At 62.2% G+C, this 15292-nt stretch carries 14 protein-coding genes; all 14 read left to right on the top strand.

The genetic code is table 11. From position 1 onward, the window contains the following. The first annotated feature begins 21 nt into the window (after positions 1 to 21). The 14 genes from sdhC (at position 22) to B0E41_RS14400 (ending at position 15262) form a co-directional block, all read left to right on the top strand. Complete coding sequence (gene sdhC / locus B0E41_RS14465) at positions 22 to 453, top strand: succinate dehydrogenase, cytochrome b556 subunit (RefSeq protein ID WP_077331854.1); 432 nt, start codon at positions 22 to 24, stop codon at positions 451 to 453. 19 nt (positions 454 to 472) lie between these two features. Then, positions 473 to 838, top strand: a complete 366-nt coding sequence (gene sdhD / locus B0E41_RS14460; RefSeq protein WP_077331853.1) for a succinate dehydrogenase, hydrophobic membrane anchor protein — start codon at positions 473 to 475, stop codon at positions 836 to 838. Positions 839 to 842: 4 nt separating this feature from the next. Then, on the top strand, positions 843 to 2648 hold the full coding sequence (sdhA, locus tag B0E41_RS14455; protein WP_077331852.1) for a succinate dehydrogenase flavoprotein subunit: 1806 nt from the start codon (positions 843 to 845) through the stop codon (positions 2646 to 2648). Between the two features lie 40 nt (positions 2649 to 2688). After that, complete coding sequence (locus B0E41_RS14450; protein ID WP_077331851.1) at positions 2689 to 3393, top strand: succinate dehydrogenase iron-sulfur subunit; 705 nt, start codon at positions 2689 to 2691, stop codon at positions 3391 to 3393. 19 nt (positions 3394 to 3412) lie between these two features. Beyond that, complete coding sequence (locus tag B0E41_RS14445; RefSeq protein ID WP_077331850.1) at positions 3413 to 3703, top strand: succinate dehydrogenase assembly factor 2; 291 nt, start codon at positions 3413 to 3415, stop codon at positions 3701 to 3703. A 25-nt stretch (positions 3704 to 3728) separates the two neighbouring features. Further along, on the top strand, positions 3729 to 5039 hold the full coding sequence (gltA, locus tag B0E41_RS14440; RefSeq protein ID WP_077331849.1) for a citrate synthase: 1311 nt from the start codon (positions 3729 to 3731) through the stop codon (positions 5037 to 5039). 156 nt (positions 5040 to 5195) lie between these two features. Further along, a complete protein-coding gene (locus B0E41_RS14435; protein WP_077331848.1) occupies positions 5196 to 6146 on the top strand; it encodes a LysR substrate-binding domain-containing protein in 951 nt (316 codons plus the stop codon). A 27-nt stretch (positions 6147 to 6173) separates the two neighbouring features. After that, positions 6174 to 7595: a 3-isopropylmalate dehydratase large subunit gene (gene leuC / locus B0E41_RS14430; RefSeq protein WP_077331847.1), complete on the top strand. Its 1422-nt coding sequence runs from the start codon at positions 6174 to 6176 to the stop codon at positions 7593 to 7595. Between the two features lie 16 nt (positions 7596 to 7611). After that, on the top strand, positions 7612 to 8256 hold the full coding sequence (leuD, locus tag B0E41_RS14425) for a 3-isopropylmalate dehydratase small subunit (protein ID WP_077331846.1): 645 nt from the start codon (positions 7612 to 7614) through the stop codon (positions 8254 to 8256). 24 nt (positions 8257 to 8280) lie between these two features. Then, a complete protein-coding gene (gene leuB, locus B0E41_RS14420; RefSeq protein ID WP_077331845.1) occupies positions 8281 to 9351 on the top strand; it encodes a 3-isopropylmalate dehydrogenase in 1071 nt (356 codons plus the stop codon). Between the two features lie 315 nt (positions 9352 to 9666). After that, complete coding sequence (asd, locus tag B0E41_RS14415; RefSeq protein ID WP_077331844.1) at positions 9667 to 10797, top strand: aspartate-semialdehyde dehydrogenase; 1131 nt, start codon at positions 9667 to 9669, stop codon at positions 10795 to 10797. A gap of 266 nt (positions 10798 to 11063) precedes the next feature. Further along, on the top strand, positions 11064 to 13643 hold the full coding sequence (locus B0E41_RS14410; protein ID WP_253194859.1) for a FimV/HubP family polar landmark protein: 2580 nt from the start codon (positions 11064 to 11066) through the stop codon (positions 13641 to 13643). Between the two features lie 29 nt (positions 13644 to 13672). Further along, entirely contained in the window at positions 13673 to 14494 is an 822-nt protein-coding gene (gene truA, locus B0E41_RS14405) for a tRNA pseudouridine(38-40) synthase TruA (RefSeq protein ID WP_253194857.1), read from the top strand. A gap of 90 nt (positions 14495 to 14584) precedes the next feature. After that, positions 14585 to 15262, top strand: a complete 678-nt coding sequence (locus tag B0E41_RS14400; protein WP_077331843.1) for a phosphoribosylanthranilate isomerase — start codon at positions 14585 to 14587, stop codon at positions 15260 to 15262. The last annotated feature ends 30 nt before the right edge of the window (positions 15263 to 15292 follow it).

Raw genomic sequence — 15292 nt, 5'->3', positions numbered from 1 at the left:
CCCCGGAAGAAAGCCCCCACCATGACCGAGTTGACCAAGAAGCGGCCCGAGTTCCGCAACATCAACGCCTTCAAAGACCTGACCACTTACCGCCTGCCGCCAGCAGGCTGGGTCTCGATCCTTCACCGCGCCAGCGGCGGCCTGATGTTCATCCTGTTGCCACTGATCGTGTGGCTGTTTGACACCTCGGTGTCATCTGAGATTTCCTTCGATCGCTTCAGCGCTGCTTTCTCGGTGGGCATCGGCTACGTGCCGGGTTGGTTCTTCAAACTGGTGGTGCTGGCCCTGATCTGGGCCTACCTGCACCATCTGATCGCGGGTGTGCGCCACCTCTACATGGATGTGGCCCATGCCGTCAGCAAGGAGTTTGGCAAGACCTCGGCCATCGTCACGCTGGCATTGAGCATCGGCCTCACGCTGGTCCTCGGCGCCAAGCTGTTCGGCCTGTACTGAACCCGATCAAGGAAACCCCATGTCTGTCAATTTCGGTTCCAAGCGCGTCGTCACCGGCGCCCACTATGGCCTGCGCGACTGGCTCGCCCAGCGCGTCACCGCCGCCATCATGGCGCTGTTCACCCTGATCGTGCTGTTGCAGGTCGTGTTCACCAGCGGCCCCGTCGGCTACGAAGCCTGGGCTGCCATCTTCTCAGCTCAGTGGATGAAGGCCCTCACCTTCGCTGTCTTTGTTGCCTTGGCCTATCACGTCTGGATCGGCATGCGCGACATCTGGATGGACTACGTCAAGCCCGCCGGCATCCGCCTCGTGCTGCACATGTTCACCATCGTCTGGCTCGTGTCCTGCCTGGGCTGGGCTGTTCAAGTTCTCTGGAGGCTCTGAAGCCATGACCGTTACCGCAAATCTCCCCAAGCGCCAGTTTGATGTCGTGATCGTTGGCGCGGGCGGCTCCGGCATGCGTGCCTCCCTGCAGCTGGCGCGTGCCGGCCTGAAGGTGGCTGTGCTCTCCAAGGTGTTCCCCACCCGTTCGCACACCGTGGCGGCGCAGGGTGGCGTGTCCGCTTCGCTCGGCAACATGAGCGAAGACAACTGGCACTACCACTTCTACGACACCATCAAAGGCTCCGACTGGTTGGGCGATCAAGACGCCATCGAGTTCATGTGCCGCGAAGCACCGAAGGTCGTGTACGAACTTGAACACTTCGGCATGCCGTTCGACCGCAACCCCGACGGCACCATCTACCAGCGCCCCTTCGGCGGCCACACCGCCAACTACGGCGAAAAGCCGGTGCAGCGCGCCTGTGCCGCCGCCGACCGCACCGGCCACGCGATGTTGCACACGCTGTACCAGCAAAACGTGCAGGCCCGCACCACCTTCTTCGTCGAATGGATGGCTTTAGACCTGATCCGCGACGCCGACGGCGACGTGGTCGGCGTGACCGCGCTGGAGATGGAAACCGGCGAAACCTATGTGCTCGAAGCCAAGACCGTGCTGCTGGCCACCGGTGGCGCCGGCCGCATCTTCGCCGCCTCGACCAACGCCTTCATCAACACCGGTGACGGCCTGGGCATGGCGGCGCGAGCCGGTGTCCCACTGCAGGACATGGAGTTCTGGCAGTTCCACCCCACCGGCGTGGCCGGCGCGGGCGTGCTGCTGACCGAAGGCTGCCGCGGTGAAGGCGCCATCCTGCTCAACAGCGAAGGTGAGCGCTTCATGGAACGCTATGCGCCCACCCTGAAGGACCTGGCGCCGCGCGACTTCGTGTCCCGCTGCATGGACCAGGAAATCAAGGAAGGCCGTGGCTGTGGTCCCAACAAGGACTACGTGCTGATGAAGCTCGACCATCTGGGCGCCGAGACCATCCGCAAACGCCTGCCCTCGGTGGAAGAAATCGGCCACAACTTTGCCAACGTGGACATCACGCGCGAACCGATTCCCGTCGTCCCCACCATCCACTACCAGATGGGTGGCATCCCCACCAACATCCACGGTCAGGTGGTCGCCCCCGATGGCAGCGGTTCGCAGAAAATCGTCAACGGCCTGTACGCGGTGGGCGAATGCGCCTGCGTGTCGGTGCATGGCGCCAATCGCCTGGGCACCAACTCGCTGCTGGATCTGCTGGTGTTCGGCCGCGCCGCTGGCAACCACATCGTTGAGTTCAACGACAAGAACAAGACCCACAAGCCGCTGCCGGCCGATGCCGCCGACAAAACCTTGGCCCGCCTTGCCCGTCTGGACAACTCGACCAGCGGCGAATACGCCCAAGACGTGGCCAACGACATGCGTGCCATCATGCAGCAGCACGCTGGCGTGTTCCGCACCCAGGCGTCCATGGACGACGGTGTGGCCAAGATCAACGCGCTGCGCGAGCGCGTGGCCAACATCACACTGGGCGACAAGTCCAAGGTGTTCAACACCGCGCGCATCGAAGCGCTGGAAGTTGACAACCTGATGGAAGCCGCCCAGGCCACCATGACCTCCGCAGCCGCGCGCCGAGAGTGCCGCGGAGCCCACACCGTGAATGACTACGAGCGCCCGGCCGACGACGCCGAGTTCCCGCTGGGCCGCAACGATGTGGAGTGGATGAAACACACGCTGTGGGACAGCGCGACCAACAGCCTCTCGTACAAGCCTGTCAACTTGAAGCCGCTGACCGTGGAGTCCGTGCCCCCGAAAGTTCGCACTTTCTGAGCACCCGACCACCCGCACACCAAGCACGGAGAAACACACCATGGCCCTTCGCACATTCAAGATCTACCGCTACGACCCGGAAAAAGACGCCAAGCCCTACATGCAGACCATCGAGGTCGAACTCGACGGCCACGAGCGCATGCTGCTCGACGCGCTAATGAAACTCAAGAAAGTTGATCCCACGATCTCCTTCCGCCGCTCCTGCCGCGAAGGCGTCTGCGGTTCAGACGCGATGAACATCAACGGCAAGAACGGTCTGGCCTGCCTGACCAACATGAACACGCTGCCAGGCGTGATCACCCTGAAGCCGCTGCCCGGCCTGCCGGTGGTGCGCGACCTGATCGTGGACATGACGCTGTTCTTCAAACAGTACAACAGCATCAAGCCCTATCTGATCAACGAAACGCCGCCGCCCCAGACCGAGCGTCTGCAGAGCCCCGAGGAGCGCGACGAGCTCAACGGTCTGTACGAGTGCATCTTGTGCGCGAGCTGCTCGACCAGCTGCCCCAGCTTCTGGTGGAACCCCGACAAGTTCGTCGGCCCCGCCGGTTTGCTGCAGGCCTACCGCTTCATCGCCGACAGCCGTGATGAAGCCACCAGCGAGCGCTTGGACAACCTCGAAGATCCGTACCGCCTGTTCCGCTGTCACACCATCATGAACTGCGTCGACGTCTGTCCCAAGGGCCTGAACCCGACGAAGGCCATCGGCAAGATCAAGGAAATGATGGTGATGCGCTCGATCTGAGCGCATCACCCGACCCATCATGGACGCCAGCACCTCCGACGCCCTGCTCGATCAACGTGGTTTGAGCAAGCTGCGCTGGCGCTGCCGCCGTGGGCTGCTCGAGAACGATTTGTTCATCGACAGCTTCTTCGCCAGGCATGAATCTGGCTTGACCGTAAGACAGGCCGAAGCTCTTGAGGTTCTAATGGATTTGTCCGACAACGATCTGCTGGATCTGTTGCTGGGCCGAAAGCCACCCCAAGGCGAGTTGGCCCGTGAAGACGTCACGCACGTGCTGGGCATGCTCCGCGCATCCCGGCAGCCCGTTTAAGAAGACCTCCTTAAAAGGAAATCGCATGAAACTCGTAGACAACAAAGCCACCCTGTCGTTTTCCAACGGCAGCCCCAGCGTCGACCTGCCGGTGTACGCCGGCAGCATCGGCCCGGACGTGATCGACATCCGCAAGCTGTACGCGCAGACCGGTATGTTCACCTACGACCCCGGCTTCCTGTCCACGGCCTCGTGCCAGTCGGCCATCACCTACATCGACGGCGACAAGGGCGAGCTGCTGTACCGTGGTTACCCCATCGAGGAACTCGCCACCGGCTGCGACTACCTCGACACCTGCTACCTGCTGCTCAACGGAGAACTGCCAAACGAGACCCAGCGCAGCGACTTCCACAAGCTCGTGATCAACCACACGATGGTCAACGAGCAGATGCAGTTCTTCATGCGTGGCTTCCGCCGCGATGCGCACCCGATGGCGGTCTTGACGGGCCTGGTGGGCGGCCTGTCAGCCTTCTATCACGACAGCACGGACATCAACAACCCGAAGCACCGGGAGATCGCGGCCATCCGCCTAATCGCCAAGATGCCCACGCTGGTGGCCATGTCGTACAAATACGGCATCGGTCAGCCCTACATGTACCCGAAGAACGACCTGAGCTACTCGGGCAACTTCCTGCGCATGATGTTCGGCACGCCTTGTGAAGAATACAAGGTCAACCCGGTGCTGGAACGTGCACTGGACCGCATCTTCATCCTGCACGCCGACCACGAGCAGAACGCCTCCACATCCACCGTGCGCCTGTGCGGCTCGTCGGGCACCAATCCGTTCGCGGCCATCGCTGCTGGCGTGGCCTGCCTTTGGGGTCCGGCCCACGGTGGCGCCAACGAGGCCTGCCTGAACATGCTGGAAGACATCCAGCGCCAGGGCGGTGTGAGCAAGGTCGGCGAATTCATGGAGAAGGTCAAGGACAAGAACTCTGGCGTCAAGCTGATGGGCTTCGGTCACCGTGTGTACAAGAACTATGACCCACGCGCCAAGCTCATGCAGGAAACCTGCGATGAGGTGCTGAAGGAACTGGGCCTGGAAAACGACCCGCTGTTCAAGTTGGCCAAAGAGCTGGAAAAAATTGCTCTCGAAGACGAGTACTTTGTTTCACGCAAGCTCTACCCGAACGTGGATTTCTACTCCGGCATCGTGCAGCGCGCCATCGGCATTCCAGTCAACCTGTTCACCGGTATCTTCGCCCTGGCCCGCACCGTTGGCTGGATCGCTCAGCTGAACGAAATGATCAGCGACCCTGAGTACAAGATCGGCCGCCCGCGCCAGTTGTTCACCGGCGCCGAGCGCCGCACCGTCAAGCCCTTGGCAGCTCGCTGATAAAGCACACGCGCCGATCCTGTCTCGGCCCCATCCACAAAACCCGCCTATGGCGGGTTTTGCTTTTTGCGGGGACACCCATCGCAAAATGCGATGACAAGTTGTTAGTCAAGGTGAGAGAATAATTAGCTCATCGTCATTGACGACGAGTCAGCCATGAACACTCCGGACCGCAGCTTCACCCGCCGCCTCGACCTTACCTCGCTCCAGCTCTTTGTGGCGGTGTGCGAGCGCGGAAGCATCGGCAAAGCAGCAGAGCAGGAATTCATGGCCGCCTCGGCCGTGAGCAAGCGCCTCTCCGATCTTGAAAGCACGGTGGGCACCGCGCTGCTCTACCGCCATGCACGAGGCGCCAGCCCCACGCCCGCTGGTCAGAGCCTGCTCCACCACGCGCGATCGGTGCTGTTCAGCCTAGACAAGATGCAGGGCGAATTGTCCGAATACGCCGACGGTGTACGAGGTCATGTGCGCGTGCATGCCAACATCTCGGCCATTGTGCAGTTCCTGCCAGAGGACCTTGGCAGCTTCATCCGGCAGCACGACGCGATCAAGATCGATCTGGAAGAACACCTCTCTACCGAAGTGATGCGCGCGGTGCAAGAGGGTGCCGCCGATCTGGGTATCTGCCACACCGGCCCCGCTGGTCAGTCCACCGATCTTCAGATCTGTCCTTACCGGAAGGACCATCTCGCGCTCGTCGTGCCGCACCAACACCCTCTGGCTGAACGTTCGTTGCTGGCCTTTGCCGACAGCCTGGACTGGGACCACGTGGGCCTGCACGCCAACAGCTCCATCTACCTGGCCATGCATGCCGCGGCCACGGCGGTCGGGCGCGGTATCCGCCTGCGCATCCGCGTGACGGGGCTCGACGCCATGTGCCGCATGATTCACAACGGCCTGGGCGTGGGTCTGATGCCGCAACGGGCCTTTGAGCTGATGCATGGTGTGGGGGAGCTCACTTGCATCCCTCTGACCGACGCATGGGCGACACGCCAGATTGACCTCGTCGCCCGCGATTTTTCCACCTTGCCCGTCACCGCCCGCCTGCTGGTCAAACACCTCGGTGAGCAGGCCGGGCAGCCCAGTCGCACAGACTCCCACGCCTAAAATCCCCACGAAAAAGGAACCCACGCCATGGCACGCACGCTCTACGACAAGATCTGGGACGAACACGTCGTCCACACCGAAGAAGACGGAACCGCCGTCCTCTACATCGACCGCCACCTGGTGCACGAAGTCACCAGCCCGCAGGCCTTCGAGGGTCTGCGCCAAGCCGGTCGCAAAGTCTGGCGCGTCAGCTCCATCGTCGCCACCGCCGACCACAACACGCCCACCACCGGCTGGGATCTGGGCTACGAAGGCATCACCGACCCGATCAGCAAAGAGCAGATCACCACGCTCGACAGCAACATCGCCGAATTTGGCGCAGCGGCCTTCTTCCCCTTCATGTCCAAGCGCCAGGGCATCGTGCACGTCATCGGCCCAGAAAACGGCGCCACGCTGCCAGGCATGACCGTGGTTTGCGGCGACTCGCACACTTCCACCCACGGCGCCTTCGGCGCCTTGGCGCACGGCATCGGCACCAGCGAGGTCGAGCACGTGATGGCCACGCAGACCCTGCTGGCCAAGAAGGCCAAGAACATGCTGATCAAGGTCGAGGGTCAACTGCCCAAGGGCGTGACCGCCAAAGACATCGTGCTGGCCATCATTGGCAAGATCGGCACCGCCGGCGGCACGGGCTACACCATCGAGTTCGGCGGCAGTGCGATCCGTGCGCTGTCGATCGAAGGCCGCATGACGGTCTGCAACATGGCCATCGAAGGCGGCGCGCGCGCTGGCCTGGTGGCCGTGGACGAGAAGACCATCGACTACGTCAAAGGCCGCCCGCTCTCGCCCACCGGCGTCGAATGGGACCAAGCCATCGCCTACTGGAGGACGCTGCATTCCGACGACGGCGCGCATTTCGACACCGTGGTCGAGTTGGACGCCACGCAGATCCTGCCGCAGGTCACCTGGGGCACCTCACCCGAGATGGTGCTGGGCATCGACGCCCGTGTGCCCGATCCCGAGAAGGAAAAGGACGCCAGCAAACGTGGCGCCATGGAGCGCGCACTCACCTACATGGCGCTTGAGCCCGGCAAACCGCTCAACGACATCTTCGTTGACAAAGTGTTCATCGGATCCTGCACCAACAGCCGCATCGAAGACATGCGCGAAGCCGCTGCCGTGGTCAAAAAGCTCGGCCAGAAGGTCGCCAAGAACATCAAGCTCGCCATGGTGGTGCCGGGCTCCGGGCTGGTGAAAGACCAGGCTGAGCGCGAGGGTCTGCACGAGATCTTCAAGGCCGCCGGTTTCGAGTGGCGCGAGCCCGGCTGCTCGATGTGCCTGGCCATGAACGCCGACCGGCTGGAGCCGGGCGAGCGTTGCGCCAGCACCAGCAACCGCAACTTCGAAGGCCGCCAGGGCGCAGGAGGCCGCACCCACCTGGTGTCGCCGGCCATGGCCGCCGCCGCAGCCATCCACGGCCACTTCATCGACATCCGCACCATCGCCTGATCACGGGAAAAACATCATGCAGAAATTCACCGTTCACCAAGGCCTCGTGGCGCCCATGGACCGCGAAAACGTCGACACCGACGCGATCATCCCCAAGCAGTTCCTCAAGTCGATCCGCAAGACGGGCTTTGGTCCCAACCTGTTCGACGAGTGGCGCTATCTCGACAAAGGCGAACCCGGGCAGAACCCGACCAGCCGCAAGCCCAACCCCGACTTCGTGCTCAACCAGCCGCGCTACCAAGGCGCATCGGTGCTGATCACGCGCCGCAACTTCGGCTGCGGCTCCAGCCGCGAACACGCTCCCTGGGCCATTGATCAATACGGTTTTCGCGCCATCATCGCGCCCAGCTACGCCGATATCTTCTTCAACAACTGCTTCAAGAACGGCCTGCTGCCGATCGTGTTGAGCGAAGCGCAGGTGGACCAGCTGTTCAACGAGGTGCACGCCTTCCCGGGCTACCAACTCACCATCGACCTGGAGCGCCAGGTGATCGTCAAAGCACAGGGTGAAGAAATCCCCTTCGAGGTCAACGCCTTCCGCAAATACTGCCTGATCAACGGGCTGGACGACATCGGTCTGACGTTGCGCCACAAGGACAAGATCCTGGCCTTCGAGGCAGAGCGTCTCGCCACGAAGCCGTGGCTCGCCCACACGATGTAATTCACTTCAACGAAACACTTCAACATGAAAATCGCAGTTCTCCCCGGTGACGGCATCGGCACCGAAATCGTCGCCGAAGCGGTCAAGGTGCTCAAGGCACTCGACCTCAAGTTCGAGATGGAATCCGCCTTGGTCGGCGGCGCGGCGTACGAAGCCCATGGCCACCCGCTGCCCGAGTCCACACTCAACCTGGCCAAGGCTTCAGACGCCATCCTGTTCGGCGCCGTCGGCGATTGGAAGTACGACAAGCTCGACCGGCCGCTGCGCCCCGAGCAGGCCATCCTGGGCCTGCGCAAGAACCTGGGCCTGTTCGCCAACTTCCGCCCCGCCATCTGCTACGAACAGCTGGTCGGCGCTTCCAGCCTCAAGCCCGAACTGATCGCCGGCCTGGACATCCTCATCATTCGAGAGCTGACCGGAGACATCTACTTCGGCCAACCGCGTGGCCGCCGCGTGGCCACCGATGGCCACTTCCCCGGTGCCGAAGAAGCGTACGACACCATGCGCTACAGCAAGCCCGAAATCGAGCGCATCGCCCACGTGGCCTTCCAGGCCGCGCGCAAGCGCAACAAGAAGGTCACCAGCGTGGACAAGGCCAACGTGCTGGAAACCTTCCAGTTCTGGAAAGATGTGGTGACCGAGGTGCACGCCCAGTACCCGGACGTGGAATTGCAGCATATGTATGTGGACAACGCAGCGATGCAACTTGTCAAGGCGCCCAAGGCGTTTGACGTGGTCGTCACGGGCAACATGTTCGGCGATATCCTGAGTGATGAAGCCTCCATGCTCACCGGCTCCATCGGCATGCTGCCCTCGGCCTCGCTCAACTCGAAAAACCAGGGCCTGTACGAGCCCAGCCACGGCAGCGCGCCCGACATCGCCGGCAAGGGCGTGGCCAACCCGCTGGCCACGATCCTGAGCGCGGCCATGATGCTGCGCTTCAGCTTGAACCAGGAAGCGGCCGCTCAACGCATCGAAGCCGCCGTGCAGAACGTGCTCGCGCAGGGACTGCGCACGCCCGACATCTGGAGCGAAGGCACAACCAAGGTCGGCACTGCACAGATGGGCGACGCCGTGGTCAAGGCTCTGGACTGATCCCGCCCACTCTCACCAACAAAGGGCAGCCTCGGCTGCCCTTTTGCATTTTTGCATTTTTGTCTTCTGGGTCACGATGTCAGCTGACATCAAGCCATGCTCCGCTACAATCGCCGGCTATGTTTGCCACCAGCCCGTTCGCTCTGAACAACGCATCCGCCGCCATGGCCGGTGTGACTGCGTGCGCAATCACCATCAAAACCACGACCATTAAGGGCTGATCCAGCCTGGTTCGTCGTGCGCCCTCCCCGGCCAGACGAGCCGGGCAAGTCGGTCTGGTCTGGACCTGTTTATCTACTTGAAAGGGCGTTTGAAATGAGCAAGTTGGTTGGTTTGGTCGGCTGGCGCGGCATGGTCGGCTCGGTGTTGATGGATCGCATGGTCGAAGAAAAAGACTTCGACCTGATTGAGCCCCTGTTCTTCTCCACTTCCAACGCCGGCGGCAAAGCCCCCGCGATGGCAAAGAACGAAACCACGCTGCAAGACGCGCACGACATCGCCGCGCTTAAGCGCTGCGACATTATCATCACCGCCCAGGGCGGCGACTACACGTCCGAGGTGTTCCCCAAGCTGCGCACCGCAGGCTGGAACGGCCACTGGATCGACGCCGCCTCCACGCTGCGCATGGAAAAAGACGCGGTCATCATCCTCGACCCGGTCAACATGCCGGTGATCAAGGACGCCCTCGCCAAGGGCGGCAAGAACTGGGTCGGCGGCAACTGCACCGTCAGCTGCATGCTCATGGGTGTGGGCGCACTCTACAAGGCCGGTCTGGTCGAGTGGATGAGCACCCAGACCTACCAGGCAGCGTCGGGCGGCGGCGCCCAGCACATGCGCGAACTGCTCACGCAGTACGGCACGCTGAACGCTGAAGTGAAGGCCTTGCTGGACGACCCCAAGAGTGCCATCTTGGAAATCGACCGCAAGGTGATCGCCAAGCAACGCGCACTGACCGGCGCCGAGACGGCCAACTTCGGCGTGCCACTGGGCGGCTCGCTGATCCCCTGGATCGACAAGGACCTGGGCAACGGGATGTCGAAGGAAGAGTGGAAGGGCATGGCCGAGACCAACAAAATCTTGGGCCTGGGCGAAGGCTTCGGATCGACCGCTATCCCCGTGGACGGCTTCTGCGTGCGCGTGGGCGCTATGCGCTGCCACAGCCAGGCGCTGACCTTCAAGCTGAAGAAGGACGTGCCTGTGACGGACATCGAAGCCATGATCGCGGCCGACAACCCTTGGGCGAAAGTGGTGCCGAACACGCGCGAAGCGACCATCAAGGAGCTGACACCTGTGGCCGTGACTGGCACCATGTCGATCCCGGTCGGCCGCATCCGAAAGCTGGCTATGGGTCCGGAGTACGTGGGTGCCTTCACCATCGGCGACCAGTTGCTGTGGGGTGCTGCTGAGCCGCTGCGGCGCATGTTGCGCATCCTGCTGAGCGCTTGATAGTACTTAGGTTTGATTTGCCGACAAAGCCGGCCTTGAGGCCGGCTTTGTCGTTGTGAAGCCGCAACGACAAAGCGTCAGGCACGCCGACCAGAGGCGGGCCTTGAAACTCAAGCGGATTCTCAGCTTGTCACCGTAATGCGTTGATGTTATGGTCATTCTAGGTTTTTTACGTTGAGGTACATGTGCCCTATCACACCCGCCAAACTCCCATTTTCAGGACGGTGATCGCTCCCGGAGCCTCCGGTCCACGAGGATCAGCGAGGTTGCACACGGTTGCAGCTGCGGCCCTGCTGTGTGCCAGCTTCTTGCATCATGGCGAAGCAGAGGCTTTGGCGCTGGGTCGCATCGCCATACAGTCCGCCTTGGGTGAACCCCTACGTGCCGAGGTCGAAATCCTCGAAATCACACCGGAAGAAGCGTCCAGCCTGCGCGTCAACCTCGGATCCATTGATGCCTTCCGTGCTGCCGGCATGGACTACAACGCAGCACTCAACGGTATCCAGGTCAATCTGCAAAAGCGTGCTGACGGCCGCTCCTTCTTAAGCCTGATGGGATCACGGCCGGTCAACGAACCCTTCGTTGACATGGTGTTGGAAGCCAACTGGGCTTCTGGCAGGATGATCCGTGACTACACATTGCTGTTGGACCCACCCAAATTGCAGCAGAGTGTTCCCGCTCCACTCGCTGCGGGAGTGGCCGCACAGCCAGCGACAGCAGCGGCAGCAAAGCCGCCCGCGCCTGCAACCGCCACAGTCACCGCGCCTGGGGCACCGGCAGCCCGTGCTGCAGCACCTAAAGCGACACGCCCCACGCAAGACAAGCCTGCCGCAAGCCCCTCGCCCGATACGTCAAACGACAACTCGCCCAAGCAGGTGCGCATCGAGGCCGGAGATACCGCTGGTCGCATTGCCGCAGCGAACCGCCCGGCCAATGCATCGCTGGATCAGATGCTGGTGGCCATGCTGCGCGCCAACCCCAATGCCTTCATTGGCGGCAACATCAACCGCATCAAGGCGGGCGCGATCCTGGATCTGCCTGCCGAGAGCGCTGCCAGCGAGGTATCGACCACGGAAGCGCGTCGCATTGTGTCGGCTCAAAGCCGCGATTTCAACGAATTCCGCCGCCGCCTTGCTGGTGCTGTGCCAGCAGCCGCTGTGGCTGCCGCCGACCGTCAGGCCTCCGGCCGTGTCCAAGCCGAAGTTGAAGACAAGAAGCCTGCGCCCTCGACCCAGGACAAGCTCACCCTGTCGAAGGGCGCCGTGGCCGGTCAGGGAGCCAAAGAAGACCAGATCGCCAAGGAACGACAAGCGAAAGAGGCGTCCACCCGAGTGGCCGAACTCTCGCGCAACATCGACGACCTTGCCAAGTTAGGTCCTGCTGCCCCGGCAGGCGCTGCAGACAGTGCCACAGCAAAAGCCGCTGCACCCGCGAGCCCGACACCTCAAGCACCCGCGGTGGTCGCCACACCTGCTCCAGCAACGACCCCAGCGCCTGCGGCAGCGGTGGAACCTCCTGCACCTGCGCCTGCAGTCGAACCAACTCCAGCTCCAGTACCACCTCCCGCTACAGCTCCCAAACCACCGGTGGCGGCGCCCATTCCAGCCACTGAGCCTTCCTTGCTTGACCAGTTGCTGAGCAACTCCATGGTGTTGCCGGGCGCCGTTGCGCTCCTGGCTTTGCTCGGTGGGTTGGCGTTCTACCGCATGCGCCAGAAAAAGAAGGGGGCGGGCGTAGACAGTTCGTTCCTCGAAAGCCGCTTGCAGCCCGACTCGTTTTTCGGATCCAGTGGGGGTCAGCGCATCGACACCAACGAGGCCACAGCCTCTGGTTCGTCCATGGTGTATTCGCCCAGCCAGCTTGATGCAGCAGGTGATGTGGACCCGGTGGCTGAAGCCGATGTCTACCTCGCGTATGGTCGGGATCTTCAAGCCGAAGAGATCCTCAAGGAAGCGATGCGCAGCACGCCCACGCGAGTGGCCATCCACAACAAGCTGCTTGAGATCTACGCCAAACGCCGTGATGCAAAGGCTTTCGAAGTCGTTGCAACCGAAGCATATGGACTGACCCAAGGTCAAGGCACCGAATGGGAACACGCCTGCGAGCTGGGGAAAGCGCTTGACCCCTCCAACAGCCTGTATCAGCCTGGCGGTAGTCCAGCCATCAAGCCCGGAGCCGCTGTGCCGATGGGAGCCGCCAACACGGTTCCATTTGGAATCAGCACGCTGTCACAGAACACGAGACCCGGTGACACCGAGGGTGATCTGGATCTGGATCTGGACATCACGCTGGAGGAAGCATCCAGACCGGCGCCTCTGTCTGCCACGCCCAATGGACGGGATGCCCAGATGTCGGGCATGGACGACCTCTCCCAGACAGATGCACTCACATCATCTCCAGCACCGACAAACTCGCCCAATTCCAGGTCCATGGACTTTGACTTGGACTTTCCTTCTGAACCCATCCCACTGACAGCGCCCACCATCGCACCAGCGGCGGGCGGGCAGTCCACTTTTGATGATAGCGAGGTGTTGCCAGAGTTTGGCTTTGATGCGCCCGTTGAGTCGACCTCACCGACGAACACGACTGGAACAAGCGCTCCTGAACTGATGTCGTTTGACCTGAACGAGCTGAGTCTGGATCTGAACTCGAAATCTCCCTATGCTGGCACGTCAGGTAATGAGCTTGACGCTGAAAGCCCGCTCGAGACCAAACTGTCCCTGGCCGAAGAATTCCGAGCCATTGGGGACTTGGAAGGGGCACGATCGCTGGCCGAAGAGGTGTTGGCGGATGCCTCCGGCACCCTCAAGACCAAGGCCAAATCTTTTCTGGCGGATTTGGCCTGATCTGCCCTCCGGGCCGCAGGCAACAGCACTTGTCATCGTCGCAGATCACCAGCCCGTCGGGCGCTCGTCGCGTCGCCTTGGGCGTGAGCTACCACGGTGGCGCCTATGAAGGCTGGCAAAGCCAGCTCAGCGGCCTGACTGTGCAAGACAGGCTGGAGCAGGCGCTTGCTCAGTTCACGGCGCAGGGCCCGGTTCAAACGCTGTGCGCGGGTCGGACCGATTCGGGCGTTCATGGCCTGATGCAGGTCGTGCATTTCGACAGCCTGATTGAGCGCCCGGACAACGCCTGGGTCCGTGGCACCAACCGGTTTCTGCCCCCTGACATTTCGGTGCAATGGGCACGACAGGTACCGGCAAGTTTCCACGCGCGGGCCAGTGCCCGGTCCAGACGTTACGCCTACGTGCTGCTGGAGTCACCGGTGCGACCCAGTGTTGATGCCGGCCGTGTGGGCTGGGTGTTTCGCCCGCTGAATCAGGATGCCATGCAACAGGCTGCTCAGGTGCTGCAAGGCGAACACGATTTCACTTCGTTCCGGGCTTCTTCCTGTCAGGCCCACAGCCCCGTCAAACGCATGTCACGCGTCGACATTTCCCGGCGTGGTGCCTATTGGCGTTTCGAGTTCGAAGCCTCGGCCTTTCTGCACCACATGATCCGCAACATCATGGGCTGCCTGGTCGCCATCGGCAGCGGAAAGTACCCCGCGACCTGGATGACCGAGGTGCTGGCGGCCAAAGACCGCGATGCCGCTGCACCCACATTTTCACCCGATGGCCTGTACTTTCTGGGACCGGTCTACGATGAAGCTTTTGGCCTGCCCACCCGCACCCCGGCCTTCGACTGGTTGCCTTAAACACACCCCCGCGGCGCTACCCTCAGGGGGCGAGACTGACGGCCCGGCAGAGCCACTTCCGCAGTCTCCTTGAACGAGTCGCTTCTGTTGATGAAACCCTTTCGAACACGCATCAAGATTTGTGGACTGACCCGCGAGACAGATGTAGACGCTGCGGTGCAGGCCGGGGCTGACGCCGTCGGCTTCGTTTTGTACCCGCACAGTCCGCGCTTTGTGCCGCCAGAGCGGGCGGGCGAACTGGCGCGCCGCCTGCCGGCTTTCGTCACGCCGGTGCTGTTGTTCGTGAACGCGAGCCCGGAATTCATCGCACACGGCATGCAAGCCGTGCCCAACGCCCTGCTGCAGTTCCACGGCGACGAGACGCCTGCCGACTGTGTGGCCGCTGGCCGCCCGTTTCTCCGCGCCGCCCGCATTCCCACCGGCGCCGCCGGGACGGGCTTTGATCTCCTAAAATACGCGCAGGACTTTGCCACCGCCCAAGCCGTGTTGCTCGACGCCCATGTCGAGGGTTTTGGAGGCGGAGGTCAATCATTCGACTGGAACGCCTTCCCTTGGTCACATCCGCTTCTAAACGCCAGCTCTCGCCTCGTTTTGTCTGGTGGACTCACGCCTGCAAACGTGACCGATGGCATCTGCCGCGTACGGCCCTGGGCCGTTGACGTGAGTTCCGGCGTCGAGGTGTCGAAAGGCATCAAGGACGCCGACAAGATTCACGCATTCGTCGCCGCCGTGCGCGCGGCCGACAACCTCTTATTCCGTCCGAGCTGAACCCGTTTCTGGGTCGCTCGGGCCATTGAA

This window comes from Hydrogenophaga sp. A37 (assembly GCF_002001205.1).
GTDB lineage: Bacteria > Pseudomonadota > Gammaproteobacteria > Burkholderiales > Burkholderiaceae_C > Hydrogenophaga.
This window is presented reverse-complemented; position numbering and strand designations above follow the sequence as displayed.